Origin of the sequence: Streptomyces sp. NPDC088354, assembly GCF_044753585.1 — a bacterium.
Taxonomy (GTDB): Bacteria; Actinomycetota; Actinomycetes; order Streptomycetales; family Streptomycetaceae; genus Actinacidiphila.
The window spans coordinates 75,911-100,065 of sequence record NZ_JBIVNJ010000030.1 but is presented as its reverse complement, the minus strand read 5'-3'; the positions used below and the strand labels follow the sequence as shown (position 1 = coordinate 100,065).

The 24,155-nt window shown below is 68.8% G+C and carries 21 protein-coding genes, 1 tRNA gene and 1 pseudogene; 6 read left to right on the top strand and 17 right to left on the bottom strand.

Annotation, left to right across the window (positions count from 1 at the left end; all coding sequences use genetic code 11):
• The first annotated feature begins 56 nt into the window (after positions 1 to 56).
• Positions 57 to 899, top strand: a complete 843-nt coding sequence (locus tag ACIP98_RS31680; protein ID WP_401979150.1) for a phosphotransferase family protein — start codon at positions 57 to 59, stop codon at positions 897 to 899.
• Positions 900 to 1,252: 353 nt separating this feature from the next.
• On the opposite strand, the gene ACIP98_RS31675 is transcribed toward ACIP98_RS31680, so the two are convergent.
• The 4 genes from ACIP98_RS31675 to ACIP98_RS31660 all read right to left on the bottom strand — a co-directional run bounded on the left by ACIP98_RS31675 (position 1,253) and on the right by ACIP98_RS31660 (position 6,610).
• A complete protein-coding gene (locus ACIP98_RS31675) occupies positions 1,253 to 2,704 on the bottom strand; it encodes a GH1 family beta-glucosidase (RefSeq protein WP_319663624.1) in 1,452 nt (483 codons plus the stop codon).
• 444 nt (positions 2,705 to 3,148) lie between these two features.
• A complete protein-coding gene (locus tag ACIP98_RS31670) occupies positions 3,149 to 4,063 on the bottom strand; it encodes a carbohydrate ABC transporter permease (RefSeq protein WP_319662285.1) in 915 nt (304 codons plus the stop codon).
• 15 nt (positions 4,064 to 4,078) lie between these two features.
• The gene (locus ACIP98_RS31665) at positions 4,079 to 5,083 is read right to left on the bottom strand and encodes a sugar ABC transporter permease (protein WP_319662286.1); all 1,005 of its coding nucleotides are present in this window, start codon (positions 5,081 to 5,083) and stop codon (positions 4,079 to 4,081) included.
• 198 nt (positions 5,084 to 5,281) lie between these two features.
• Complete coding sequence (locus tag ACIP98_RS31660) at positions 5,282 to 6,610, bottom strand: extracellular solute-binding protein (protein ID WP_319662287.1); 1,329 nt, start codon at positions 6,608 to 6,610, stop codon at positions 5,282 to 5,284.
• A 466-nt stretch (positions 6,611 to 7,076) separates the two neighbouring features.
• Here ACIP98_RS31660 and ACIP98_RS31655 point away from each other — a divergent pair, with 466 nt between their 5' ends.
• Positions 7,077 to 8,144 (top strand): LacI family DNA-binding transcriptional regulator, encoded by a 1,068-nt coding sequence (locus ACIP98_RS31655; protein ID WP_319662288.1) that lies wholly within the window; start codon positions 7,077 to 7,079, stop codon positions 8,142 to 8,144.
• Positions 8,145 to 8,767: 623 nt separating this feature from the next.
• Here ACIP98_RS31655 and ACIP98_RS31650 read toward each other — a convergent pair.
• Positions 8,768 to 9,121 carry a hypothetical protein gene (locus ACIP98_RS31650; protein ID WP_401979147.1) on the bottom strand — a complete coding sequence of 118 codons (354 nt, stop codon included), beginning with the start codon at positions 9,119 to 9,121 and terminating at the stop codon, positions 8,768 to 8,770.
• 269 nt (positions 9,122 to 9,390) lie between these two features.
• Positions 9,391 to 10,413: a helix-turn-helix domain-containing protein gene (locus ACIP98_RS31645; protein WP_401979146.1), complete on the bottom strand. Its 1,023-nt coding sequence runs from the start codon at positions 10,411 to 10,413 to the stop codon at positions 9,391 to 9,393.
• A 217-nt stretch (positions 10,414 to 10,630) separates the two neighbouring features.
• On the opposite strand from ACIP98_RS31645, the pseudogene ACIP98_RS31640 reads away from it, so the two are divergent.
• Positions 10,631 to 11,476, top strand: a pseudogene (locus ACIP98_RS31640) (IS5/IS1182 family transposase).
• 262 nt (positions 11,477 to 11,738) lie between these two features.
• On the opposite strand, the gene ACIP98_RS31635 reads toward ACIP98_RS31640, so the two are convergent.
• The 3 genes from ACIP98_RS31635 to ACIP98_RS31625 form a co-directional block, all read right to left on the bottom strand.
• Complete coding sequence (locus tag ACIP98_RS31635) at positions 11,739 to 11,993, bottom strand: hypothetical protein (protein ID WP_401979144.1); 255 nt, start codon at positions 11,991 to 11,993, stop codon at positions 11,739 to 11,741.
• A gap of 380 nt (positions 11,994 to 12,373) precedes the next feature.
• A complete protein-coding gene (locus ACIP98_RS31630; protein WP_401979143.1) occupies positions 12,374 to 13,480 on the bottom strand; it encodes a trypsin-like serine peptidase in 1,107 nt (368 codons plus the stop codon).
• 810 nt (positions 13,481 to 14,290) lie between these two features.
• A complete protein-coding gene (locus ACIP98_RS31625; protein ID WP_401979142.1) occupies positions 14,291 to 14,563 on the bottom strand; it encodes a hypothetical protein in 273 nt (90 codons plus the stop codon).
• A 151-nt stretch (positions 14,564 to 14,714) separates the two neighbouring features.
• On the opposite strand from ACIP98_RS31625, the gene ACIP98_RS31620 reads away from it, so the two are divergent.
• Together ACIP98_RS31620 and ACIP98_RS31615 are read left to right on the top strand one after the other, a co-directional pair.
• Positions 14,715 to 15,188, top strand: a complete 474-nt coding sequence (locus ACIP98_RS31620) for a hypothetical protein (RefSeq protein WP_401979141.1) — start codon at positions 14,715 to 14,717, stop codon at positions 15,186 to 15,188.
• Positions 15,189 to 15,379: 191 nt separating this feature from the next.
• Positions 15,380 to 15,457, top strand: a tRNA-Met gene (locus tag ACIP98_RS31615).
• 622 nt (positions 15,458 to 16,079) lie between these two features.
• Here the strand turns inward: ACIP98_RS31615 and ACIP98_RS31610 are convergent.
• Entirely contained in the window at positions 16,080 to 17,294 is a 1,215-nt protein-coding gene (locus tag ACIP98_RS31610; RefSeq protein ID WP_401979139.1) for an FAD-dependent oxidoreductase, read from the bottom strand.
• A gap of 64 nt (positions 17,295 to 17,358) precedes the next feature.
• Here ACIP98_RS31610 and ACIP98_RS31605 point away from each other — a divergent pair, with 64 nt between their 5' ends.
• Positions 17,359 to 17,964, top strand: coding sequence for a PadR family transcriptional regulator (locus ACIP98_RS31605; RefSeq protein WP_401979137.1), 606 nt, complete (start codon positions 17,359 to 17,361; stop codon positions 17,962 to 17,964).
• Positions 17,965 to 18,366: 402 nt separating this feature from the next.
• Here ACIP98_RS31605 and ACIP98_RS31600 read toward each other — a convergent pair whose 3' ends face one another.
• The 7 genes from ACIP98_RS31600 to ACIP98_RS31570 all read right to left on the bottom strand — a co-directional run bounded on the left by ACIP98_RS31600 (position 18,367) and on the right by ACIP98_RS31570 (position 23,966).
• The gene (locus tag ACIP98_RS31600) at positions 18,367 to 18,789 is read right to left on the bottom strand and encodes a peptidoglycan-binding protein (protein WP_401979135.1); all 423 of its coding nucleotides are present in this window, start codon (positions 18,787 to 18,789) and stop codon (positions 18,367 to 18,369) included.
• A gap of 220 nt (positions 18,790 to 19,009) precedes the next feature.
• Positions 19,010 to 19,573 carry a hypothetical protein gene (locus ACIP98_RS31595; protein ID WP_319662298.1) on the bottom strand — a complete coding sequence of 188 codons (564 nt, stop codon included), beginning with the start codon at positions 19,571 to 19,573 and terminating at the stop codon, positions 19,010 to 19,012.
• A gap of 34 nt (positions 19,574 to 19,607) precedes the next feature.
• Positions 19,608 to 20,054, bottom strand: a complete 447-nt coding sequence (locus ACIP98_RS31590) for a hypothetical protein (RefSeq protein ID WP_319662299.1) — start codon at positions 20,052 to 20,054, stop codon at positions 19,608 to 19,610.
• A gap of 142 nt (positions 20,055 to 20,196) precedes the next feature.
• Positions 20,197 to 20,907 (bottom strand): class I SAM-dependent methyltransferase, encoded by a 711-nt coding sequence (locus tag ACIP98_RS31585; protein ID WP_319662300.1) that lies wholly within the window; start codon positions 20,905 to 20,907, stop codon positions 20,197 to 20,199.
• Between the two features lie 116 nt (positions 20,908 to 21,023).
• Positions 21,024 to 21,809 carry a GNAT family N-acetyltransferase gene (locus ACIP98_RS31580; RefSeq protein WP_401979133.1) on the bottom strand — a complete coding sequence of 262 codons (786 nt, stop codon included), beginning with the start codon at positions 21,807 to 21,809 and terminating at the stop codon, positions 21,024 to 21,026.
• A gap of 131 nt (positions 21,810 to 21,940) precedes the next feature.
• Positions 21,941 to 22,609 carry a hemerythrin domain-containing protein gene (locus ACIP98_RS31575; RefSeq protein WP_319662302.1) on the bottom strand — a complete coding sequence of 223 codons (669 nt, stop codon included), beginning with the start codon at positions 22,607 to 22,609 and terminating at the stop codon, positions 21,941 to 21,943.
• Between the two features lie 490 nt (positions 22,610 to 23,099).
• Positions 23,100 to 23,966, bottom strand: a complete 867-nt coding sequence (locus tag ACIP98_RS31570) for an oxidoreductase (protein WP_319662303.1) — start codon at positions 23,964 to 23,966, stop codon at positions 23,100 to 23,102.
• Between the last annotated feature and the right edge of the window lie 189 nt (positions 23,967 to 24,155).

Genomic DNA, 24,155 nt, shown 5'->3' with positions numbered 1-24,155 from the left:
GGCGGGTGCGTACCGGGGCCCGGTGAACGGGCAGACCATCGGAAGGGAATGACGGCGTGGGCCACGAAGTACCCGCGGACCTGCTGGAGATCGTCGACGCACTCCTGCCGGGCACCCGGCTGGACCGGGCCCGGCTGGCAGCCGACGGCAACATCCACCACGTCGTGCTGCTGCCCGGCATCGCGGCCGTGCGGATCAGCCGGCGACCGTCCGGGGCGCAGGCACTGCCGCGGCGCACGGAACTGCTGCGGGCCATCGGGGCCGCCGGCCTGCCGTTCGCCGTGCCGCAGCCGCTCACAGCGGTCACCGACTTCGACGGGCGCGCCGCCGTCGCCGTGTCCTGGATCGACGGCACGGCATGGCCCGAGGGCGAAGGCGACCCGCGGCAGATCGGCGAACTCCTGCGCGCCCTGCGCGAAGTACCGCTGACGGCCGGGCTGCGCCGCGCCCTGGCCGCCGGCCAGGAGCCGGCCCCGGTACGGGGCTGGGCCGCCGTCCTGGCCGAGGACGTCATCCCCCGCCTGCCCGCACGCTGGCGCGACGAAGGCCGCCGGCGCCTGGACCACGCGATGGCCCTGGACCCCGTCCCGGGCGCGCTCGTGCACGGCGACCTCGGCGGCTCCAACGTCCACTGGGGCCCCGACGGGAAGCTGATCGGTGTCCTGGACTGGGATGCGGCCCTGGCCTTCGACCCCGCCGTCGACGCGGCCTGCATGGCCTGGCACGGCTGGGACACCCTCCGCCGCGCCGTCGACCCCGACACCTACCGGCGCGCCCGCATCTGGGACCAGACCTTCGGCATCGGGCACCTCATCGCGGTCCTGCCCGGCACATCCCTGGCGAACGTGGACAGCTACGTCGACCACATCGTGCCCTGGCTCGAACACCACCCCCACTGAACGGACGTGGACGGCCCCGACCCGCCCGGCCCCCTGTGCGGCGCCGCGCTCGAGGGCGTTCTTGGGGACCGGCCGGCTGGAGGGCGGTGTCGGCCGCCAGCCACTGCCGGCCTCGCCCGCTTCCCGGCCGACCCACGCCCACACCTACCGCGCTTCGCAGCGCGGTCGCCCTCGGTCAGGTCACCAGTGACGCCACCCCATGACGCACCAGCAGTCCCCGGGAACGGCGATGCGCGATCCCCCGCCCCGGGCATCAGCCACTGCCGGGCCGGCCGCGGGTCCGGGAACAGGCAGGGGCGCCGCCGCACGAAGGCGGCGGCGCCCCTTTCGGGCCGGACGGGTCCGGGCCCGGGTCAGGCGTCGGTGGCCGGCAGCGCGTTCTGGCGGATCACGCCCGCGTACCAGTGGGCGCTCGCCTTCGGGATGCGGCGCTGGGTGGCGTAGTCGACGTAGATGGTGCCGAACCGCTTGGAGTAGCCGTAGGACCACTCGAAGTTGTCCAGCAGGGACCACAGGAAGTAGCCGCGCACGTCCGCGCCGTCGGCGACGGCCTGGCGGACCGCGTCCAGGTGGGCGTGCAGGTAGGCGATGCGCTGCGGGTCGTTGACCACGCCCTCGGGCGAGGCGTAGTCGTCGAAGGCCGCACCGTTCTCGGTGACCATCAGCGGCAGTTCGGGGTGCGAGGCCGCCAGGTCGGTGAGCAGGGTGTGCAGCCCGCTGGGGTCGATGGCCCAGTTCATCGCCGTGAGGTTGTCGTTGGCCAGGTGGAAGGCGATGTGCTCCGAGCCCGTCCACGGCGAGTGGTCGCTCGCGCCGTGGCCGTCGTTCTTGGTGGTGCCGGCGCCGTCGGCGGGCAGCGAGACCACCGTCGGGGAGTAGTAGTTGACGCCCAGGACGTCGATCGGGCGGGAGATCTCCGCCAGGTCGCCGTCGTGCACCAGACGGTCCCAGTCGACCAGGTGCCGGGTGTCCTGGCGCAGGTCCTCGGGGTAGACGCCGTCCAGGATCGGGGAGGTGAAGATCCGGTTGCCGACGGCGTCGATCCGGCGGGCGGCCTCGGCGTCACCGGCACTGTCGGTCAGCGGCCGCACCTGGTGCAGATTGAGCGTGATCGAGGTCTGCGCGGACGCCGGCAGCGCCGCACGCAGCGCACCGATCGCCAGCCCGTGCCCCAGGTTCAGGTGATGCGCCGCGCGCAGCGTGGCGGCCGGGTCGGTACGGCCCGGGGCGTGAACGCCCGAACCGTAGCCCAGGAACGCCGAGCACCACGGCTCGTTCAAAGTCGTCCACACCCCGACCCGGTCACCCAGCGCGCCGGCCATGATGCCCGCGTACTCCGCGAAACGCAGGGCGGTGTCACGGTGCGGCCAGCCCCCGGCGTCCTCCAGCTCCTGCGGCAGGTCCCAGTGGTACAAGGTCGCGACGGGGGTGATGCCCGCCTCCAGCAGCTCGTCGGTCAGCCGCCGGTAGAAGTCCAGACCCCGCTCGACGGCCGGCCCGCGGCCGGTGGGCTGCACCCGCGACCAGGAGACGGAAAAACGATAGGCCTGCAGGCCCAGGTCCTTCATCAAAGCGACGTCGTCACGGTAACGGTGGTAGTGATCGGCGGCGATGTCACCGGTGTCACCGTTGCGGACCTTCCCCGGCGTGTGACTGAAGGTGTCCCAGATCGAAGGGGTCCGGCCGTCCTCGGCAGCGGCGCCCTCGACCTGGTACGCGGCAGTGGCCGCTCCCCAGATGAAACCGGGCGGGAAAGAAGTGGCCGAGGCCGGCCGGGGGCTCGCCTCGGGTCGTACGGCGGTCATCGTGAGAACGCTCCCAAAATATCGGCTGAACGAACCGGACAGCAGGATCCGGCCCAAAGGAAGGACAACAAGCGACAAACAGCCCCGAGGAGTGCACCCCGGACGGCGAGTACAGGCCCGCCGGGCGAAGACCCGCCCCCGAAGGAGACGAGCCCCAGCGGGCGGATGCGGGCCCCGAAGGAGACGGGGCCCCGGGGCGGGCGGGGCGGGTACGGGTGCCGGGCGGGTGCCCGCCGCCCGGAACGGTCCGTCCGGGGCCCGGGGTCATCGGTGGGCCGGCCGCACCGGGCCGGACCGTCCGGCCGGCCGGCCGCGCCGCCCGCGGCCGGCGGATGCGGGCCGGGTGCAGCGGCAGGCGGCCCGGCCCACCACCCACCGGGCCGGCGGGGCCCGGTGCGCACCGGGCCCCGCCCCCCGGGGGCGCACCGGGCGGAACCGGCGGGGTCAGCCCTTCACGGCGCCCGCCATGATGCCCCCGACGATCTGCTTGCCGAAGATCACGAACACCAGGAGCAGCGGCAGCGTGCTGATCAGCGCGCCGGCCATGACGATGCTCTGGTCGGGCGTGTAGGAGGCGCTGAGCTGGCCGAGGGCCACCTGGATGGTGGGGTTTTGCTGGTTCAGCGCGAGGAAGGGCCAAAAGAAGTCGTTCCACGCCTGCACGAAGGTCAGCATGCCCAGCACCATCATCGCGGGCCTGGCCACCGGCAGCACCACGCTGCGCACGATGCGCAGGTTGTTCGCACCGTCGACCTTGGCGGCCTCGACGAGTTCGTAGGGCAGCGCCTCGATGAGGTACTGGCGCATGAAGAACACACCGAAGGCACCGACCAGGGTCGGGAAGATCACCGACTCCAGCTTCCCGCCCCAGCCGATGTCCGACATCATCATGAACAGCGGCACCACGCTGAGCTGCGGCGGGATCGTCAACGTCGCGATCACCGCGGTCATCAGGACACCGCGCCCGCGAAAACGCATCTTGGCGAACGCGTAACCGGCCAGCGTGCAGAAGAACAGCGTGGCAGCCGTGATGCAGCCGGACACCACGATGCTGTTGACGATCGCCTTGCCCAGGTTCGCCTGCTCCCAGGCCGCCTGCAGGTTGCTCCACAGCCGGCCGCCCGGCAGCAGCGGCGGCGGGGTGTCCAGCACTCGCTGCTGGTCGTGCGAGGCCGCCACCAGCGTCCAGTAGAGGGGGAAGATCGAGCCCAGGCCGACAACGACGAGCGCGGCGTAGGTCAACGGGCCGGCCTTGAGCTGCTGGCCCGCGCCGAGCCGCAGCCGGCTGCGGCCCCTGCCCTGCGGCGAGTCGGCAGGAAGGAGATCGGTTGCGGTGCTGAGGGGACTGGTCGTGGTCATCGAATTCCGCTCCCGTCAGGCCGCGCGTCCGCGCACGAACCGGCCGACGATCCAGTTGATCAGAGCAATGAGCAGCAGCAGGACGAGCATCGCCCAGGCCACGGCCGCGGCCGGACCCAAGTGCCCCAGCTTCCAGCCGTAATTGAACAAGTAGATGCTGAGGGTCTCGTACTGGTGCTCGTTGCCGCCGATGGACCCGAGCGTGCCGCCCTGCAGCAGCAACGGCTCACCGAACAACTGCATCGAACCGATCGTGGAGATCACGATCGTGAACAGGATCGTCGGGCGCAGCGAGGGAATGGTCACCTTGCGGAACTGCTGCCACCGCGAGGCACCGTCGATCGAGGCCGCCTCGAACAGATCGGCCGGCACCGCCTGCATCGCCGCGAGATAGATCAGCGTGTTGTAGCCGGTCCACCGCCAGATCACGATCACCGAAATGGCGATCTTCGAGGTCCACTCGCCGTTGCCCCAGTCGGTGTTGCCGAACCCGACGAAGTGCAGCACCCAGTTCAGCAGACCCCCGTCGGCCCGGAAGACCAGCGCGAACACCAGCGCCGCGGTCGCCACCGACGTGGCGTACGGGGTCAGGATCACCGTTCGCCACACCGTGCTGGCCCGCAGCTTGTAGTTGAGCAGGTGCGCCAGGCCCAGGGCGACCAGCAACTGCGGGACGGTGGAGATCACACCGATCACGAAGGTGTTGGCGACCGCCGTCCAGAACTCGGAGTCCTGGAGGATCTTGGTGAAGTTGTCGAAGCCCACCCACTGGGACTGGCTCAGACTCGTCATCTCCACCCGGTGCAGGGCGATCCACCCGGTGTACAGCAGGGGGTAGAGCCCGAAGGCACCGAAGATCAGGAAGAACGGCGCGATGTACGCGTACGGCGAGGCCGCGTCGTCGAAACGCCACAGCCGGCTGCGCCATGCCTGCCGGCTGCCCGACACGGCGCCGGAGCCGGGTCCGGGGTTGCCGGGCGGCGGGCTGTAGGCATCCGGGGTGGGGGTCGTTGTTGCCACGGAGGAGGTCCTTGTCTGGGGTTCGACCGGGTGGGTACGGGACCGGCGTCGCATCCTCGCGCCGGGCGCCGTCGCCGGCCCGGGCGACCCCGGGCCGGCGCGACGGACCCCGCCACAGCAGGCCCCCGCCGCCCCGGCCCCGAACGGGTGCCCGGACCGGTGCGGGCGGCCGTCACCGCCGCCCGCACCGAAGGTAGGTCAGCCGATCGCCTTGTCGATCGTGTCGGTCGCGGCCTTCCACGCGTCGTCGGGCTTGGTGCCCCGCTGCTCCATGTTGTTGATCTGCGTGGAGATCGTGTCCTTGATCACGCCGTCCTTCGGGCCGAGCACCGCCTCGGGGATCGACTTGGCCTCCTCGGCGTAGATCTGCCCGATCGGCGCGTCACTGAAGTACGGCAGCGTCGCGTTCTTCACGTCCGGGAGCTCGTAGGCCTTCTGGTTCGACGGGAAGATACCGGCCGCCTTGAACACCGCCGCCTGCTGCTCCGGCGCCGTCAGCCACTTGACGAGGTCGGTGGCCTCCTTGACGTGCTTGCCGCCCTTGGGAACCGCCAGGAACGACCCGCCCCAGTTCGCCGCGGTGCTGCCCGGCGCACGGGAGATGTCCCACTTGCCCTTGTAGGCGTCACCGGAGTTGTTCGAGATCTGGTTGGCCATCCACGCCGGGCACGCCACCGTCGCCACCGAACCCTTGCGCAGCGCCGCCGTCCAGGCATCGGTGAACTGAGGCAGGCCCTGGCTCAGCTTCTTCTGCGCGGCCTCGGCGGCCAGGTTCCAGCCCTGCTGCACGGCCGCGCTGTCCTTGTAGACCGCGTTGCCGTCCGCGTCGTAGTACTGCTTGGCGTCCGAGCTGACCACCGCGTTGTACATCGCGCTCGCGGAGTCCATGAAGAACGTCCCCGCCGGGGCCTTCGCCTTGTACTGCTCACCGAGCTTGAGGTAGTCCTCCCAGCCACCCGCGACCGCCTTCGCCACGGCCTCGCGGTCCGAGGGCAGACCCGCCTGGGCGAACAGGTCCTTGCGGTAGCACAGCGACATCGGACCGATGTCGGTACCCGCACCGATGACCGCGCCGTCCTTCGTCGTGGCCTGCTTCTCCTTCCACGACACCCAGTCGTTCACATCGATCGACTTGCTCAGATCGGCGAACTTGTCCGCCTGGGTGTCCACGACCTCCTTGATCCGGCCGACCTCGACACCCGTGACGTCCCCCAGACCGCTGCCCGTGTTCAGCTGCTGCAGAAGCTTCGGGTAGTAGTCCTGCTCGTTGGCCGTGACTTCTTCCTTCACCGTGATGTTCGGGTGAAGCTTGTGGTACTGGTCGAACAGGCCGGCCTCCTTGTAGCCGAACTGCCCGAAGTCAGCCACGGTGAGAGTGATCCCGCCGCCGGAGCCGGCAGCATCCGAGCCACCGTCGTCGCTACTGCTGCTGCATCCCGTCAGCACGAGCGCCGAGGCCGCCAGGACCGACCCGGTCACCACCGCCACACTGCGGCCGCGACCGCAGCCGGTGCCAGTTATGCGCATTTCCACTACTCCTTGTTCCAGTGGGGGAACGGACCTCAGGAAACGGACCGCCAGCGCTCGACAGCCCGCACCCCTCCCCCCACCGCCGCACAGCACCCGCACCCCACACGAAAATCCGTGCAAAAGCTCAGGTCACACCACGTGCGATCCGCAATCGGAGGAAAGGCCTTCGGTTCTACGGAGCCGCGCGGGGCGCCCCCGGCAAACCGTGGGACCGCTCCCATGCGGCATGCCGGAAGACTCGTTGCTCACCCGCCCCGATGTCAAGACTTGAAGACGACGTCGTTGCGTAAGCGTGTCCAACACGTCACGGCCACGTGTTGCGCCACCACCGCGTGATGCACAATCCTCGCAGGTCACGACGGACGCGCCACAGCGGCAGGCCGCCACCGGACCCCCGGGAACACCCCTACCCGATTCCCGGGCCACAATGAAGCAGCCCACGCGCACCGCCGGAAGGTGAAAGATGACCCCCGCCCCGCAGCCACCCGGGCCCACCACCCGCACCAGACGCCCGACCCTGGACGCGGTCGCCGCCCGGGCCGGCGTCGGACGCGGCACCGTCTCCCGCGTCATCAACGGCTCGTCCCACGTCAGTCCCCAGGCCCGCGCCGCCGTCGAACGCGCCATCGCCGAACTCGCCTACGTTCCCAACCGCGCCGCCCGCTCCCTGGTCACCCGCCGCACCGACTCCATCGCCCTGGTCATCCCCGAATCCGAAACCCGGCTGTTCTCCGAGCCCTATTTCTCCGCCATCATCCGCGGTGTCAGCGCCGGCCTCACCGACGCCGACATGCAACTCCTCCTCGTCCTCGCCCGCGACGAGCACGAACGCAACCGCCTCGCGAGCTACCTCACCGCACAACGCGTCGACGGGGCCCTCATGGTCGCCGTCCACCGCGACGACACCCTCCCCGACCTCCTCACCGAACGCGGCATCCCCACCGTCCTCGCCGGACGCCGCACCCCCGACGAACCCCTCCCCCACGTCCACGCCGACAACGAAGGCGGAGCCCACGCCGCCGTCCAACACCTCATCGACCAAGGCCGCCGCACCATCGCCACCATCACCGGCCCCCTCGACATGGAAGCCGCCCAAGCCCGCCTGACCGGCTACCGCACAGCCCTCCACCACGCCGGCATCACCGTCGACGAACACCTCATCGCCCACGGCGACTTCACCGAACAACGCGGCCAGACCGCCATGCACGAACTACTCAACCGCCGCCCTCACCTCGACGCCGTCTTCGCCGCCTCCGACGTCACCGCCACCGGCGCCATCCTCGCCCTCCGCACCACCGGCCATCACATCCCCCACGACATCGCCATCATCGGCTTCGACGACTCCACCATCGCCCGCCACACCGACCCGCCCCTCACCACCATTCGCCAACCCACCCAACACATGGGCCACACCATGGCCACCCTCCTCCTCCACCACATCAACCAAACCCACACCACCACCCCCAACCACACCACCCCCAACCACCACGTCACCCTCCCCACCCAACTCATCATCCGCCACACCACATAAACCCGCCCAAACCGCCCACCTCGGCAACCCACGCACCACCACCCCGCGCGACACAGGCCTCCGCCCGCCGATGCCGAGTCGCCCCGCCGGCGGGGAATGACGCCGGCATCACGCAGCCACACCCACGACGGAGACCATCACGCTCCGAACACCCGCGAACGACCATCGCGGACGGGACCGAGGACTGGGCAGCAGCAGTTCGACGATGGCGCACTGGATCAGGCGATCCCGTTCGAAGCAGGCGTGCACGTGACGGTCCGCACAACACCTCCCCGCTGGCGCAAAGGATCGACAGGCTTCCGTCGCCGCCACGGACCTCGCCTCCCGGCGACCGATCCCAGAGCCTGTCGCATCGCCCGGGATGCCGCAGCCCGAATCGCTCACGGACAGGGCGGGGCTTCGCCGAAGCAGCAGTATTCGCCGACAGGACTCCCGAGCCCCCCGCCTGGCCGGCCGTCATCCACGACCCCGGATTCACCGCTGTCCGGTGCGCCGCCACCCTCCCTGTCACCATTGCCGGAGGGCGCGGGTGAGTGCAGGAGTGCCCGGCGGGCAGACCCGGCCGCACACCTCCCGCGCCCCTCGCAAACGGAACTTGCAGAGCGACGGGGCCTACACACGAATCAGCGGGAACTCGGACGGCCGGGTCTGCCGGTCGTCCTCACCACCAGCCGCGACTGGGGTCCGAACGGGGCGCTGCTGCCCGAGTTGACCTCGCTGTTCCCCGAGACCGAGGTCATCCGCCGCGCTACCTCCTGGACGCTGACATGGCCTATGGGACCGGGAGGACGGCCGGGCCGGAATGGTTCGAGGAGGGTCTTCGCGGCCCGGGCGAGGCCGATGACATTGCTCTTGGCCGTCTCCAGGGCCATGTCGTCGATCAGTTGCATCAGCCCGATCTGGTGATCGATAAACAGCACGACCGCGTTCTCTGGCGTGAGGCTGTCACAGGGGCCGGCGTTCGGCGTGTACGGCACGGGACACTCTTCGTGGTCCGTGCGCGGAGACGAACAAGCGACGGCCGACACCTGCGTCACGACGCGTAAGACACCGGAGTCGCCGGAGTCGCACACCGCCTGTCCCGACTTCCTGGAGCGCCTGCGGCGCGCCGGCCTCGGCCTCCGCGACCCAGCGGCGCCGCGGTGTCGAGGTCAACGACACGGGCCTCTCCCTGACGTGCCGAGCATCCGGGCTGCCGCCGTAGCGGGTCGGCGCGGGGACGGATCCGCTGACGCGTCAAAGCCGCTCATCGATGGGCAGCACTACGCAGTTTTTCCAAGTATGCAGTCGGCGTGGTTCCATACATTTTCTTGAAGGTCCGAGTGAAATGACTTGCGTCAGAGAAATGCCATTTTGCTGCAAGTTCGCCGAAGCTGACCGTGGCGCTGGATTCGATTATTTCCCTCTGCGCTTCTTCGGTGCGCCGTCGCCGGACATAACTCATTACGGAGTCGTCACCCGCAGTGAAGCACCGATGCAGCGTCCTCGTCGAGACACCCAAAATCTGTGCGACCATCAGGGGACTCAGATCGCGCTCCTCCAGGTTCTCATCGATCACCTTCTTGGCCGCTATGACGAGAACGTCTCCCCGATCCGTTATCCCCTGTGCGGCATTGGCGGAAATCACTCCTCGCAGAAGCCCTATTGTCGCGTCTGCGACTGCCGCTTTCCCCGACATGGAAATAACTGAAGAGGCGTGATCATTTACCATTTCAAGGTATGCGATCAGAAGCTTGACTTCTGGATTTGACCTGGTCGCCACGAGCGGCCCTCCACTCAACTGCAGAGGACTTACGCGACTTCGCGGTACAGTTACCCAGCGATAAGCGGTTCCGGGGTCGTACCAGAAACGCCAGCGCTTGCGCGAGTCGCGAACACACATCTCCCCGGGATTTATGGTGATCTTGCTGTTCTCGCCCTCGAATTGAACCTGCCCCGACAGGACATAGTGGACGACCACCGGGTCACTCTCATCCCCGTTGCCGGATGTCCCACTCACGGCGCCGGAACGATGTTCCGCATGCACTACGTCGTTAAATCTTTGCCCATGCGCGTCAAATCGGAATCCGCGCCACAGCGACTGTGGTGACAGAGTAAGATCTGTTACGTGATTCAGGATATTGGAACTCCAGGCACGAGCCAGCCTCTGCATTTCCGGAGCGGGCCCAGGCGGAATTCGCGCAGATGCAAGCAGATGTGAGTGGTGCGACACGCCGTATTCACCGGCCCCCCCTTCACCCGTACCCACCTTCGGGAATTCGCTTGGCATGACTTACTCTTTCCGGTTGAACGCTGCACGTTGCACGTATCGTGTGCCCTTTTTGCCGAGTCACCGACAGGGCCCGACTGAATTCGCTTTTCGCCGTTCCGTCATTCTACAGAACCCCAGGAGCACGGGAAGGATTTTGCGGCCATATTGACACTCCTGTCCCATTTTCGTGGCACGGATGTTCCATTGCCTTGTCGCGCAATTCTCTCCGGGCGATATGTCCTATTGTAACGGTTGGTGCAATGGGGTGGATCGGCCCCGATGGCCTTGCTCTGGGCAAGCGTTGAGTGCTCGATACACCGAGGGAGCTCAGCGTGGATCGTTTCGGATGAGTTGTGGAACCGCTGCAGCCGCTGCCGCCGCAGCGCGAGGGGCCTTCCGGTACCCGGACAGCAAGCTGTCGGCCGACCGGGAGGCACTGGGCCGCATTGCGCACACCAGCACCTGAGGGACGCCGGCGTCTGGCATCGGCTGCAGGAGGTCCTGCTGGTCGGGCTGCACGAGGCTTCCCGGCTGGGCTGATCGCGGTGTGTGGCCGACTCCTCCCACGTCAGGGCACCAGAAGGGGATGCTCACAGGCCCCTCGCCAGTCAACCGGGCCGAGCTGGATCGGTGTACCACCTGACGCCGACGAACACCGCACCGCGCTCGTGGTCCTGCTGACCGGCGGCAACCGCAGCGACGTCACTCGACTGCTGCCCCTGCTCGACGCGGTCCCGCCGGTCCGTGGCCGGGCCAGCCCTGTCGCATGCCGGACTCGATGTGCACCGACCGGCGATACGACCACGACTTCTATCGCTACCAGGTCCGTCGCTCGCGGAATCATGCCCGCGATCGCCCGCCGCGGGGCCGCCACGGCACAGGATGGTCCCACCCGTAGGTGGTCGACTGGACCTTTGCTTGGCTCCACGGCTTCCGAGGCCTTCGCATCCGGTGGGAACACAGAGCTGACATCCACGAAGCGTTCCTCAAGCTCGCTAGTTGCCTCATCACCTCCCGACAGATGGGTCTTCTTCACCTGTCCGAAAGCCGGCCGCTCACCAACAGGCATCCGACAGAATAGGCCTGTGATCCGCAGCGGCCTTGAAGCCGCTCTCGCCCGGGACGACAGCCCCTCCGGACGAGCCGCCCGCCTCACGCTTCAGGCCGGCGCGGACTTCGAGCTGTCGTCCGAAGGGCATCAGTCCATCTCCACCCGGCGATTCCGGCACTCCTGGGCATTCAGGCACCAGATCTGCTCAAGACCGGTGTCACCCCGCGACCGGGACTGGCCGAAGCCGTTGACACCCTCCGAGCCGCCGGCGTTTACCTCTCACACTTCAGGGTCAGCGGGATTCGTGCCGGTTCAACACCCGGAGGCCATCCACACCGGAAACGATGAGAGCAATCCCCACCAGGCCGAGGAAGACACCGAAAACAGTTTGCCCGGCGGAAGAACGATCCACCAGCACGATCATCATCTGGACCACCAACAGGATTCCAGCGACGAGGCCCAGGACGCCCGTCCACCGATTTCTGGGAACAAACCGCCACCAGGGCCCGTCCACTGAGCGCCCCCAAGGACGCTTGCTCTCGGTCATACCAGCCTCCACAGTGCACGTTTACAAGCGTACGCATATCGTTTCCCGCCTTCGCCTCCTCATGCACCGTCCAACCGGACACAGCGATCACACGAAGACCGCCCAGAGCAGGGCGATGCGGGGGCAAACTTTGGGCGCGTCGGCCCGTTCGCAGCGCCTGGGACGGGACCAGCCGCTGCGTGACGTTGCCTCAGCGAAGTCATCCACGCAAAGGGGCGCCAACGGCTCGTGTTCAGACAGGATGCGATCTGCCGATGGCGTGCCGCTCGGCCTTGCGGGCGGCGCGGCGCCGTTCGGCTGCGGTGGCGGCAGGCTTCTGGGGCCCGCCCACTGCGCGGGTTGCGGCGGCGCGCGAGAAACCTCCTTTTCAGGGGCGGGTCTTAGCGCGACTGTGCCCAGTTGTAGAGGCGGTGCGCGCTGTCACCGAGGCGTGTGGCGTAGAGCGTGGGGGTCTGCCCGCCCGCGAGTTCCTGGTCGGAGGTGGTGATGCCGACGACGGTGCCGGTGCCGGTGCGGGTGTCGAAGTGGGCCAGGTGGGGCCCGCCGCTCGAGCCGGAGGACATGTCGCAGGTCTCACCCCACAGCAGGGGGACCACCGGGCCGGGGTGGCTCGGGCCTGCGCAGTGGATCATGCGGGACCCGACGTATGTGTCACTGGGGACGTTGAGTCCGTAGTTCGGGTACCCGAAGGTGTGGACGAACTCGTCCTGGACGGGCCGGCCGAACCCGATGTGCTGGCTTCCGGTGATGTCTGCGATCGGATTCCCTTCGGCAGTGGGGTTCGCCACGAGGAATCCCGTGTCGTAGCCGGCGGCTGCGACGTCCGACGATTCCGTGGTGTCCGGATCGGCGTTCCAGCGGGATGAGGTGGCCATGGTCCTGACGGTGAAGCCGCCGAGCGGTTTCGTTCCGTTGCGATAGCCGGGCACGAAGTAGAAGTTGTGGTTCCAGGTGTCGTCGGCGGAAGGAGACCCGACGCTTCTCAGGCAGTGCGCCGCCGTGATGACGGTACTGCGATTGGCGCCGGCGACGACCGTCGCGGTGCAGCTCCCGTCGTAGCCGTCGTCGAAGGTGAAGAACAGGCGGCCGACGTTCCTGTCCACCGCCCCGCCGTGTGTCCACACGCTCCCGGAGTCCGGCGTGTTCGCGGGAAGCGGCCGCGAGTCGTCCGGCGTGTTGTCGTCCTCGGGCACGGGGGTGATCTCGGGGACCATGGCCCCTGCCAGCTTCATGCGCTCGGGGGTCCAGTACACGCTGATCCGAGCGCGCTCTCGTGCGGTCGTGGCGCCCACGTGGGTGGTGGTGTCCTGTCGGGCAGCGCCGCCAACGGTGGAGGACAGGTTGCGCGGTGCGGCATCGGCAGCCGCGGTCGGCGTAACCAGTGCGACGACGGCTGCCGACACCGCGACGGTCGCGCCGACCGCGTAGCGGAGGTTTCTACGGGTGCTGTACGGGTGACCGCATAGGCGATGAGGAGGTGTACGCATGCGCGGGACGGTAGTCACGCGATGTCAGGTAGCGGTCAGGAAGATGTGCGCAGGCGATGTTTGTACGTCTGGTGAGCCCCGCCGGCCACAGGGTGACGGAGTGCGCGTCCTGCTCTCGGTACATCGCTTCATCCGCGGTGCGCGCTCCGCACGGGCGATCGTCAAGAGTTGTGGGTACGGCCCCCCGGTTCGGACGCGGTGACGCCGGCTAGTGCGACCAGGGCTTTTCACACAGCTGCGGGGCGGAGTGGTCGAGGTACGGCTCGATCGGCCGACCGGCTCGTGGGTCATGAGTGGCGCCACGGAGGCGGAACGTGTGGGCGAGGAGCTCGGGTCCATCGTCGGCATGCGCCCGTGCCCGGTGTGGTGCGGACCGGGCCGGGCCGGGCCGGGCCGGGCGGGATACTGCCGCGAAAGATGCTGGGCTCGGCGCGCTGTTGGGCATGAGGATCCCGGGCCGGACGACATCCACGAGCAACGGCCGGAGCATCAGCCATTGCGCTTGGGGCACCACTTCGGCGGCAGTCTCCGGGCGCGGCTGTTCGGCAAGCCACAGACTGGCCGTTCCCCACCGAGCATCGAATCATCGGGGCGGCGAACCGCGGTTTCCGTATACGGCTGGATCAGGTCCGCGTGAGGCAACCAGCCGGATGCTCCAGTCCCGGCCGCCCACCCTGTGGGCCGCCCACCCCGATCGAACGGCTCCGGCGCCCTTCAGGTCTCGCGGGCCTTCGAGCCGGCCCGGCCCCGAGGGAAGCCGCCCAGCAGCCTGTTCGGCCGTGCTGTTCCCCCTCCGTCTCAAAGCCGTACTCATCCGTCATGTTCCAGGCCCAGCAAGGACGCCCATTCCTGCATGAGCTTGTTGATCATCTGTGCTGTCTGATCGGGATCAATGATCATCTGCAGGTGATCGCCCTCGATCATGGCGACCGGCCGGTCCCAGAGCGCGGCCTGTCCACGTTCGGCCCTGGGGGCGGACTCTGGGAAACGAGTCGTCGGGGTGAGGGTGGTCAGGCTCGACACCGACAGGCCAACCCCGTCACCGCCGAGTCGCCCCTGGACCGGCTCGTCGACACCAGCCACGAGGTGATGGTGAACAGGCCCGGTTGCCGTCCCAACGAGCACCACAGGACTCGACCGACAAGGGCCACCGGAATCCGTCGTCCCGGCTTCCCCTTCCGGCTTTTGGGCGGCACGGGCCGGCTTGTCAGAGGCATCCACTAGCTTGCTGACCATGGGAAACTCAGGCGGATCATTGGCGACCCGGTCCCCAGGGGAACTGCAGCAGCTCATGCGGGAAGCCGGGTTCACGGGCATCGACGGCACGGAGGCGATGGCGGAGGGCTGGCAGGTGATGGACTTCGCCGGCGCCGGACGGCGCAGCCTGTCAACCCTCGTGCAGAGAACGGGGACGCCGGCGGTCATGGTGTCCTTCCTCGACAGCGATGTGGGGTTCATCGAGGCCCTCACACCGGACGGCAACAGCTGGAACGGCCTCCTGAACCGCGACATGGCGAAAGGCTACGAGATACCCCTGGAGCACTTCCCCATCGAACCTGCCGTGGCAGGCGCACTCTCGTGGTCGGCCGCTGCCGGGCTGACGCCCGATGAGGAAGCAGTCCGGCAGACGCTCACCGGATCGGCTCTGTTCGCGGAAGAGCTCTCCTCAGCACTCTGGGTTGCTCTCGGACTGCCCGGCGCTACCTAGCCTCTCAGGCCAGGACCTGGGGAATGGCGTGAACTTACCCTGGGGAATGACGCGATCGTCCGCGGTAGCCGACGCGGGCACCCGGCCCGAGCGCAGGAGAGGGCAATGTCGGCAGAAACGCGGTACAGCTAGGAACCTTCGCGGTAAATCCCAGCGCAGCCCGCCCGAGGAGCGTAAGCTGAGTGCACCGACGCGGGGTGGAGCAGCTCGGTAGCTCGCTGGGCTCATAACCCAGAGGTCGCGTGGTTCAAATCCCGCCCCCGCTACCAAGATCCGGCCCCGGCCCGACGGCACGTCGAGCAGGGGCCGGAGTCGTGTGCAGGCCGCTTGAGCCGACGCAGGCTCCGAGGACGGGGTTCCTCGCCTCGTCAGCGCCAGGATCACGGAGAGCCTGCCAGAGGCGGAGTAAAGGCGTCGACAAGGACCCGTACCTGCAGCAGGGTTCCGTCGGTGGTGGCACCTGGCACCTTCGCCATGGCCCGAACCACAAGTGCCTGAGCTCACGCAGGCCCCCCGCGGAGACTCTTCGCTCCACGGGTACGGGCCGGAACGTCGGTGAGGTCCCGTTCCCTCGGACGCCGGATCCTGGGCCTGGAATGGGTCCTCGAACAGGAACTGCGCGGACTCATGGCGTCGCCCGGAGGGTCAGACGCCAAAGGATCAACTGACGTCTCCGAGGCCGCCGAGACGCGACTCGAGATCCTCTCATCGAGGCCGATACTCAGCCGCCCACCGGTCCACCGGTGAAACCGCCGACGTCGGCCTCCACGAGGCGAAGGACGAGCAGCGCCGGGCGGTCACGGGCAGGTCGCCGCCGGCGGCGGCCACGTCGTGCCTGGCAGGTATGTCGTGGACCGCGGTCGGCGGGCGGATCGATCCTGTGTCCGGCTGTCACGCCACCGGGGCGTCGAATTCGATCGGGTACCGGAACTGCCAGGCGTTCTTCTCGGGCTTCATCAGCTTGAACATCGCCGGCAGCAGCGCGTCGCGGATGACCCGCGCGACCGGGCCCGCCGCCTTGCGGGCGTTGGTACGGGCGGTCTCCTTGATGATCCGCTCCACCCGGGGCCTGCGCAGCTCCTCGTAGCGGGTCAGCGCCTGAGGCAATGGCAGGTCGCGCAGGCAGCGGGCGAGTTCGACGGCGCTCTCCGCGGCGAGTGAGGCGCCCTGGCCGGAGCTGGAGGAGGGCGCATGGGCCGCGTCCCCCGTCAGGACCATCCGGCCGCGGCTCCAGCGCACCGAGCGCGGCATGCTCTCGGTGCTGCCGGCGAAGAGCATCGCCTTGGGGTCGGTGGCCGCCAGCATCGCCTCGGCGGGCGTGGCGTCGCCCTCGCAGACCTTCGCCAGGTGTGCCAGCCAGTACGCGCCGCCGCGCTCGCGCTGCTCGTTGACCGAGAGCGGCCGCGTCACCGGCAGGTTGATGAACCACAGGCCCGTGCCGTCGGCGAAAACCTGCCAGGCGAAGAAGCACCGCTTGCCGAAGGCCATGTGCATCATGCCGTCGGTGGGCGAGACGCCGGCGTCGGCGACCATCGCGCCGAACCCGGCCGTGCCCGCGAACTGCGGCACGCCCGCCGTCGGCTCGATCAGCCGGCGCACCGTGGAACGCAACCCGTCCGCGCCGATCAGCACGTCCGCGGTCGCCGTGCTGCCGTTCTCGAAGTGTGCGGTGACACCGTCGGCGTCCTCGCTCGCGTCGACGATGCGCCTGCCGTAGACGGTGGTCACGCCCCGCTCCCCGGCCGCCTCACGCAAGGTGCGAAACAGCTCCGCGCGGATCACGAAGCGTGTCGGATCGATACCGGGCAGCGTGCCGAACTCGGCCAGCCTCTTGCCGTTCCAGCTCTGCAGCACGATGCCGTTCATCTCGGTGCTGACCGCGCGGATCGCATCACCCACGCCGATCGCGTCGAACGCCTGGAATCCGTTCGGCGCCAGTCCCATGCCGCCGCCGACCTCCTCGGCCGGGCCGTCGTACGCCTCGAAGACCGTCGCCTCGATGCCCGCCCGCTGCAGCGCCATCGCGGTGACCGGACCGGCGATGCCGCCGCCGATGACCAGTGCGGAGCGAACCTTGCCGTTCGTCGTGCCAGTCGAGTTCGTCATGACGGAATAGTCTCACTGTAACTAGTTGCGCGTCAACTAGTTCGACGGTGGGTAGCATCGGGTCATGAGTACCGCGCCCCGCAGCTCCCCCTTGGCCCTGACCGTCCTGGCCCTGCTGCACTACAAGCCGCTGCACCCCTACGGCGTCCAGCGCCTGCTGAAGGAATGGGGCAAGGACCAGGTCGTCAACGTCGGCCAGCGGGCCGGGCTCTACCGGACCATGGACCGCCTGCTCACCGCCGGACTGATCGCCGTCCGCGAGACCGGCCGGGACGCCCAGTACCCCGAGCGCACCGTCTACGAGGTCACCGACGCGGGCAGCCGGACAGCACACCGCTGGCTCGACGAGATGCTCTCCACGCCGAAGCAGGAGTTCCCCGAGTTCCCCGCCGCCCTGTCGCTGCTCATGATGCTCACGCCGGAGGCGCTGCGGGACGCGCTCGGCCGCCGCGCCGAGGCGCTGGAGGCCGCCCTCGCCCAGCACGACGCGGACCTCGCCCGGGAGGCGGACAGCGGGCTGCCACGCATCGCGACGCTGGAGCTCGGATACGTGCGGGCGATGACGGCGGCCGAACTGGCCTGGGTCCGGGGCGTGCTGGCCGATTTCGCCGACGGGCGCCTGGCCTGGTCACCCGAGGAACTGCTCGCACACGCGGGCGAAGACGGATGACCGGCCTGCCGGCCGTCACCGGCGGACCGGCACACCCGTGCGCGGCGGCCGCAGCCGCGGCAGGCCGTCACCGCGCAGGAGGGTACCGGCTCCACCTGATCGGCGATTCCACACCACCAGGCGCGCGGGAAAGGCGGAAGGCCCCCGCTCCCCGTGGGAGTGAGGGCCTTCGGCGCGCCGCAGAGCGGTTGGCGTCAGGGGCGATAGCCCCGCCACCTGAAGCGGTCGGACTCATCGCCGACGCAGTACGGGCCGGCGTGGACGGCATGACCGTGGCGTTTCCGCAGGGGCCCGTCCGGGTGGTGCGCCGGCCGTGAGGGGGCGCCGGCACCGAACCGGCCCGGCACGCCCCTCACACCCTCGCGCCGCCGGGTCGTGACGTTTCGACCCGGGCGCCGTCGATCAGCTCCAGCCGTCGTGCGACCACTTCTGGCGGCCGTTGACGGTACCCGCGTGCAGCATCTTGCCGCGCGTCTCGGTGCCGTATCCGCCGTCCTGCGCGGCGCCGATGGTCTTCTGGACCGACAGCAGCGCGGTCCTGGTCGCCGGGCCGAAGTCCCCGTCGAGCGACAGGCTCTTTCCGTAGCAGCGATTCATCGAGTACTGCAGCGCGCGGACCGCTTCGCTGTTGTCGCCCTGCTCGAGAAAACACTTCGAGCTTCCGGACGACGTGCCGGGCACTTCGAGCCACAGCCCGCTCACGCCCGTGGCTTCCACATCACTGGTGCAGATCGGCACCGAGACCGCGGCAGCGGTCGTAGGGCCGACAGCGACGACACCGCCGGCGGCCAGCACCAACGCCGCCGCAGGTAAGGCGAATCGCATCGGCCCAGTCTGGTCGAGGTCATCAGACTCCACACAAGGGGTGCACGCTCAAGCGATCGACGCGGCACGCTATTACGCGAACCGAAGCCCAGGGCACCACCTCACCTGCATTTGGCGTGCCTTGATGCCCGAGCGGCAGGCTTCGAGGCCAACGGTCCCACAGCGTCACTGCGCGACCGGGCGGGACACCTCCGGCGGCGCCGGCCCGTCCCCCGGCCGCTCAGGACTGCTGGGCGACGTCCTTCACCGAGGACGGCCCCAACTGCTTGGCGCTGGCGTACTCCGGCATCGTCATCGGCTTGTCGAACAGGAAGAACGACTGGTTCGTGCCGACCGTGAACTCCATGTACGCGCCCGTCGTCGCGTCGAAGCCGTAGTAGGCATTGCACGTGGAACCCGACGTGTACGTGCCGTCCATTCCCGGCTGCGCGAGGACCGCGACGCCGTCGGAGCGGGACTCCACCCTCTCCGTCGGAGTGAGCATCTTGCACCGCGGCACCGGCAGGCCCTTCATGATGAAGTACCCGTACTCGCCCTTGGCGTTCTGAATGTAGACATAGGAAAGCTTCCCCCGCTTCCCCCACGTCTTGATCCACTGGTTGATCGCCTCACGGGTCGGCGAGTACTCCATCCGGCCCGCCGGTTGCTCGGCCACCAGGTGGTCATAGTTGTCCTGCTTGGCCTGGTTCTCCTTGTCCTGGCTGGACTCGGTGCAGGACGTCAGCGCCAGGCCCACGACGAGCGCGACGAGTGCGGCCAGAATGATGCGTGCGGACTTCTTCATGCGGTGCTGCCCTCTTCCCGGGACGAGACGCGGATCAGTTGGCGCACGTCGTGCGCTTTGCGGCGACATCCAGCCGGTACGGCAGATCCTTGTCGCGGAACGGTGCCCGGTGTTCCTGGGCGGCCTTGGAGTTGTAGGTGTTCACCGACTCGATCCGGGTGGCCCTCAGCGCGGTGATCGACTGGTCGATCTGCGTCGCGCGGGTCTCAGAAGCGGTCTTGCGTTCCTCCTGGAGCACCTGGATCGTCCCCTCGGCGTCCTGCACCGCCGCGCACAGATCGAAGAACTCCTCGTACGTCGTCTGACGGAACTCACCCGAACCGACGGTGTTGTCCCGCTGCTCCTCCGCCCCCCGGAACGGAGCGGTGACCCACGCCGCGCCACCGAACGCGAACACCCCTATGAGGTACAGCACCGCCAGGCCGATGACGCCGCCGACAGCCCATGTCCCCCACCGTGCCCCCTCGCGGATCTTCCCCATGGCCCTCCCCCTCCCAGCCGGCACCCCGGCGTGGAACCACTTGTGAAGGAGGACACAGCACCCGGCGAAACGGTTCCGCCCGCGCCAGCGTCAGGGGCATCGGCACAGTCCCGCCCCGTCCACCTCGATCCGGGGCCGGTCGTCACGCCTTGCGGGCCAGGACCAGACGACAATGAGGGGCGCCGTCCGGGCGGCGTCCGAACTCGGGCACCGCGGCGGTCCGCACGGCGAAACCGGCCGCGGACAGTTCGGCGCGCACCGCGCGAAGCGGGAATGTGCGGTAGTACATGACGAATCGCGGCCGCCAGACCGCGTTCCGGACCCGCATCGCCGCGTCGAACCCGGCGGGCACCCAGTAGCCGCGGGAGGCGATCCGGGGCGGTGCGAAGACCGGGAAGGCAAACAGCCCGCCGGGCCGAAGAGCCTGGTGCACCCCGGCGAACAGGGCCGGCCGCTCGGAGGCCAGGAAATGCCCGAAGGCACCGAAGCTGACGGCCAGGTCGAACTCCGCGCCGAAGACCGCGGTGCGCGCGTCGGCACGTATCCACTCCGCGTCCGGGTGAGCACGGCGCGCCTGCGCGAGCATGCCGGCGCTGAAGTCCACGCCCGCGACCCGGCCCCCGCACAGCGGCTGCAGAACGCGCAGACCCGCTCCCGTTCCGCAACACACGTCCAACCCGTCACCGAAAGGCCCGTACGGGCGGAGCGCCGCGGCCGTCGCGTCGAGGATGCGGTCCGAGGTACGGAACGGCGTGTGGTCGAACCTCGGGGCGAGCAGGTCGTAGCCACGCTCGACGGACGACAGTGCCTGCACGGCCAGGTCACGCAACGAAGGTCCCTCGGGTGAGAACACCCCGCCAGAATAGAGCCGTTGAGCCGGCGCGCCGACGTGGCCGCAGCCCCGCGGCGGCACGACTTCCTCGAATCGGCGTAGGGCCGCCTCGTACGACTGGGGCAGGGCGACGGCGGCTACGCGCCCTGCGCGGGGATCAGGTACGTCCAGGTCTCCGCGGGACGAAAGCCCAGCGATTCGTACAAGGGACGGGACATGGGCGAGGTCTGGGTGAAGGCGTGGCGGGCTCCCGATGCGACGGCGTGCCGCAGGCGTGCCGCGACGAGGGCACGGTAGTAGCCATTGCGCCGGTGCTCGGGCGAGACCGCTCCATTGAACAACCCCACGTGGTCACCTACGAGCACATTGAGTCCGGTGGCCACGGCCTCACCTTGCCGGTCGAGTACGAACCCGGTCGCATTGGGGGCGTCCAGCAGCGCCGGCAGGGAGAGCGCGCCGGCGATGTCCCGTGGCATCCCGAACGCGGCGACCAGCACACCCGCCATGAGCTCGCTCTCCTCCCCCGACACCGTGCGGACCGCGGTGCCCTCCGGGACGACGTCGGGAAGTGTGGCCACTTCGGCATCCCACAGAAGCAGGGGAAGCGCGGCGGTCGACACGTCACCGAAACCGCGGGCGAGTTCCATCAGTTCCTCGTCGACCTCCCCACGGAACCGGACGGACCACGGCAATCCCTCTGCCGACAGTTCCTTGGCGAAAGCCTCCGCAACACCCAAATCCCGCTCATAGTCGACATACACGGCATTGAGTGTGGCGACGGGAAGAGTCGTGAAAACCGATCGCGTACCGTCGGGCGCCTGCCTCGCATACGCTCCCGGTATGTGCGCCGCCAACTGGGACATGGTGCCGTGGAAAGCCGTTGTCGCGGCATCCGCCGCGAAATCACGATCCATTTGCGTCATTTTATGATGATAAGGGGCGGGCTCCGTAAAGTGCCGAGCTGTCCGATATCCGAGACCTGGGTGCTGTCCCGCATCGTCGACGTCGTGCACGCGCTCACGTGGTCACTTTCTCGGCCACGCCTACCCGCGATTCAGAAACCGCCGGCCCCATAGATCTTCCTGGCGTGCGACGCGAAGGCCCGCGGTCCCAGCAGGGGCATGATGATGCGCGGCACGAGGGGAGCGCCGGCCAGCATCAGCGTGACGACCGCAGGTTCGGCAAGAGAAGCCAGCATGCCGAACACGATGGGCAGCTTCTTCTTGGGAAGGCCGTTGATGGCGTGGTCTCCCAGCTCGTGCCACTCGGCCGCGGTGACGTACCGGTCGACCATGGGCAGCACCTCCGCCTCCTCGACGGCAAGGTGCGCTGTCAGTGCCTCACCGAGCGCCCGCAGCGCCGCGGCGAGCTGGTCGCGGTCGGATGCGGCGGCATTCCTTCTCCACCGCGCAAGGCCGGCGGAGCATGTGGCGATCAGTGCGTCGATCCGAGTGTGTTGCTCTTCCATGAGCGCCAGTTTCGGGGCCACGTCCTGCGTCGCCCGCGCCATGAGCTTCGGCCACAGCAGTTCGTCCTCGCCCTTGTGATGCAGATGCAAGAACTCCTTGATCAACTCGATGTGGTCTGCCACGTCGGCCGCCCTGGCAGTGTCGCCAGGGGACACGGCCAGGACGAGGCCGGGCATCTTGCCGTAGGCCCTGCGGAAGGCCTCATGGACGACGAGCATGTCGCGGATGTCGGCACGGCCGTGGGGGTTGGTCATTGTCTTCCTTCGGGTGTCGGCGTCGTCCGGTCGGCCTGCATGGCGCCGGGAGACACGCCCAGGTCGACCGCAACCGGATGCCGGACTTCAGGGGATGACAGCGCTCGGCGTCGAGGAGATCGGGACGGGGTGCGGACCTCCTCCGAGCCGCACGACAGGGCGCGATTGCGCGCGATGCCTGCACGCTTCTGGGATGTGGGGGCGGGCTCGGTGCGCACCATCGCCTCTCCGCCCCTCCACCGCTCAGGCACCTGCCGCCCGGCCGCGCGAGGGGCGCAAAATGTGCGGACGGAAAGTGGAGCAGGCCGCGGGCACGCCGGTCCTCCCCACCACGACGGCCGTGGCCTTCCTTCCATGGGGCCTCGGCGACTCCGATCACGGCCGCTTCCGCGACCGCGTAGTACATCTCCGCCGATGCAGCGGGCTGCATCCCGCGAGCTGTTCCGCGTGAGGGACAACGCGGCCCGCTGCGGTCAGTGCCCGCGCCTGGTCACGAAAAGTCTGTCGAGCGGCTCAGTGCGTCCCAGGTGACCATGTCGGACAGCAGGGCCTGGTGGTGCTCGCGCATGGCGTCCACCGCATCACCGCCGAGTACGAGACGGAGGGGCGGGTGCTCGGCGTCGAGCACCTCGAGAATGGCCGCCGCGGCCTTCGCGGGGTCACCCGGTTCATTGCCCTCCACTCCGGCGACCATCTGGCGGAGGCCACCCGAAGTCGCCGCGTATGCCGGGTTCTCGGGAGCCAGGACCATATTCTTGGTGATCTTGGTGCGGAACATGCCGGGTTCCACGATCAGTACCCGAATGCCCAGAGGCGCCAGCTCACTCGACAACGACTCGCTGAGGGCCTCAACCGCGTGCTTCGACGCGTCGTAGCCGCCCAGCCCCGGGTGGGTCATCCGGCCACCCTGGGAGCTCATCTGCACGATCGTCCCGCTGCCCTGCTCGCGCATCATGGGGACCACCGCCTTGGTGACCTCCGCCATACCGAAGAAGTTGACCTCCATCAGCGATCGCAACTGGTCCATCGAGGTTTCCTCGACGGCGCCGAGCATGGTGAACCCGGCGTTGTTCACCAGGACGTCGATGCGGCCGAAGACGGCCTGTGTCGCCTTCACCGCGGCCTGGACGGATGCCGGATCCGTCACGTCGAGCGCCACCGATCCGACCCGGTCGCCGCCGGCCTGCTCGAGGTCGGCGAGCGCTTCCGGACGGCGCGCGGTGGCCATGACCCGGTCGCCGGCGGCCAGCGCCGCCAGCGCGATCTCCCGGCCGAATCCGGTCGAGCAGCCCGTGATCAGCCAGACGCGGCCGTGCGTGTCGTTCGTCATTCCCATGCCTTTCGAAGGGGTGTTCACCGCGTCAATCGTTGTCGCGGCGCCCAGCGCCGTCCAACATCGACTACCTGTCGCAGGTGCAGGCTCTGCCTGTGACCCCCGACTCCGGCATTCGAGAGCCCCGTGCCATGACGCCGGCACCGCAGGTCACACCACCTGGCGGCGGCGCCGGGGTGAACGGCCGGGGCCGCCGGAGCGACGGCTGGGCGG

Bases quoted from the DNA above. Each gene is read 5' to 3' on its own strand.
- ACIP98_RS31675 (WP_319663624.1), bottom strand. From the start codon at position 2,704: ATGACCGCCGTACGACCCGAGGCGAGCCCCCGGCCGGCCTCGGCCACT.
- ACIP98_RS31670 (WP_319662285.1), bottom strand. From the start codon at position 4,063: ATGACCACGACCAGTCCCCTCAGCACCGCAACCGATCTCCTTCCTGCC.
- ACIP98_RS31660 (WP_319662287.1), bottom strand. From the start codon at position 6,610: ATGCGCATAACTGGCACCGGCTGCGGTCGCGGCCGCAGTGTGGCGGTG.
- ACIP98_RS31655 (WP_319662288.1), top strand. From the start codon at position 7,077: ATGACCCCCGCCCCGCAGCCACCCGGGCCCACCACCCGCACCAGACGC.
- ACIP98_RS31645 (WP_401979146.1), bottom strand. From the start codon at position 10,413: ATGCCAAGCGAATTCCCGAAGGTGGGTACGGGTGAAGGGGGGGCCGGT.
- ACIP98_RS31635 (WP_401979144.1), bottom strand. From the start codon at position 11,993: ATGACCGAGAGCAAGCGTCCTTGGGGGCGCTCAGTGGACGGGCCCTGG.
- ACIP98_RS31630 (WP_401979143.1), bottom strand. From the start codon at position 13,480: ATGCGTACACCTCCTCATCGCCTATGCGGTCACCCGTACAGCACCCGT.
- ACIP98_RS31620 (WP_401979141.1), top strand. From the start codon at position 14,715: ATGGGAAACTCAGGCGGATCATTGGCGACCCGGTCCCCAGGGGAACTG.
- ACIP98_RS31610 (WP_401979139.1), bottom strand. From the start codon at position 17,294: ATGACGAACTCGACTGGCACGACGAACGGCAAGGTTCGCTCCGCACTG.
- ACIP98_RS31605 (WP_401979137.1), top strand. From the start codon at position 17,359: ATGAGTACCGCGCCCCGCAGCTCCCCCTTGGCCCTGACCGTCCTGGCC.
- ACIP98_RS31600 (WP_401979135.1), bottom strand. From the start codon at position 18,789: ATGCGATTCGCCTTACCTGCGGCGGCGTTGGTGCTGGCCGCCGGCGGT.
- ACIP98_RS31595 (WP_319662298.1), bottom strand. From the start codon at position 19,573: ATGAAGAAGTCCGCACGCATCATTCTGGCCGCACTCGTCGCGCTCGTC.
- ACIP98_RS31590 (WP_319662299.1), bottom strand. From the start codon at position 20,054: ATGGGGAAGATCCGCGAGGGGGCACGGTGGGGGACATGGGCTGTCGGC.
- ACIP98_RS31580 (WP_401979133.1), bottom strand. From the start codon at position 21,809: ATGACGCAAATGGATCGTGATTTCGCGGCGGATGCCGCGACAACGGCT.
- ACIP98_RS31575 (WP_319662302.1), bottom strand. From the start codon at position 22,609: ATGACCAACCCCCACGGCCGTGCCGACATCCGCGACATGCTCGTCGTC.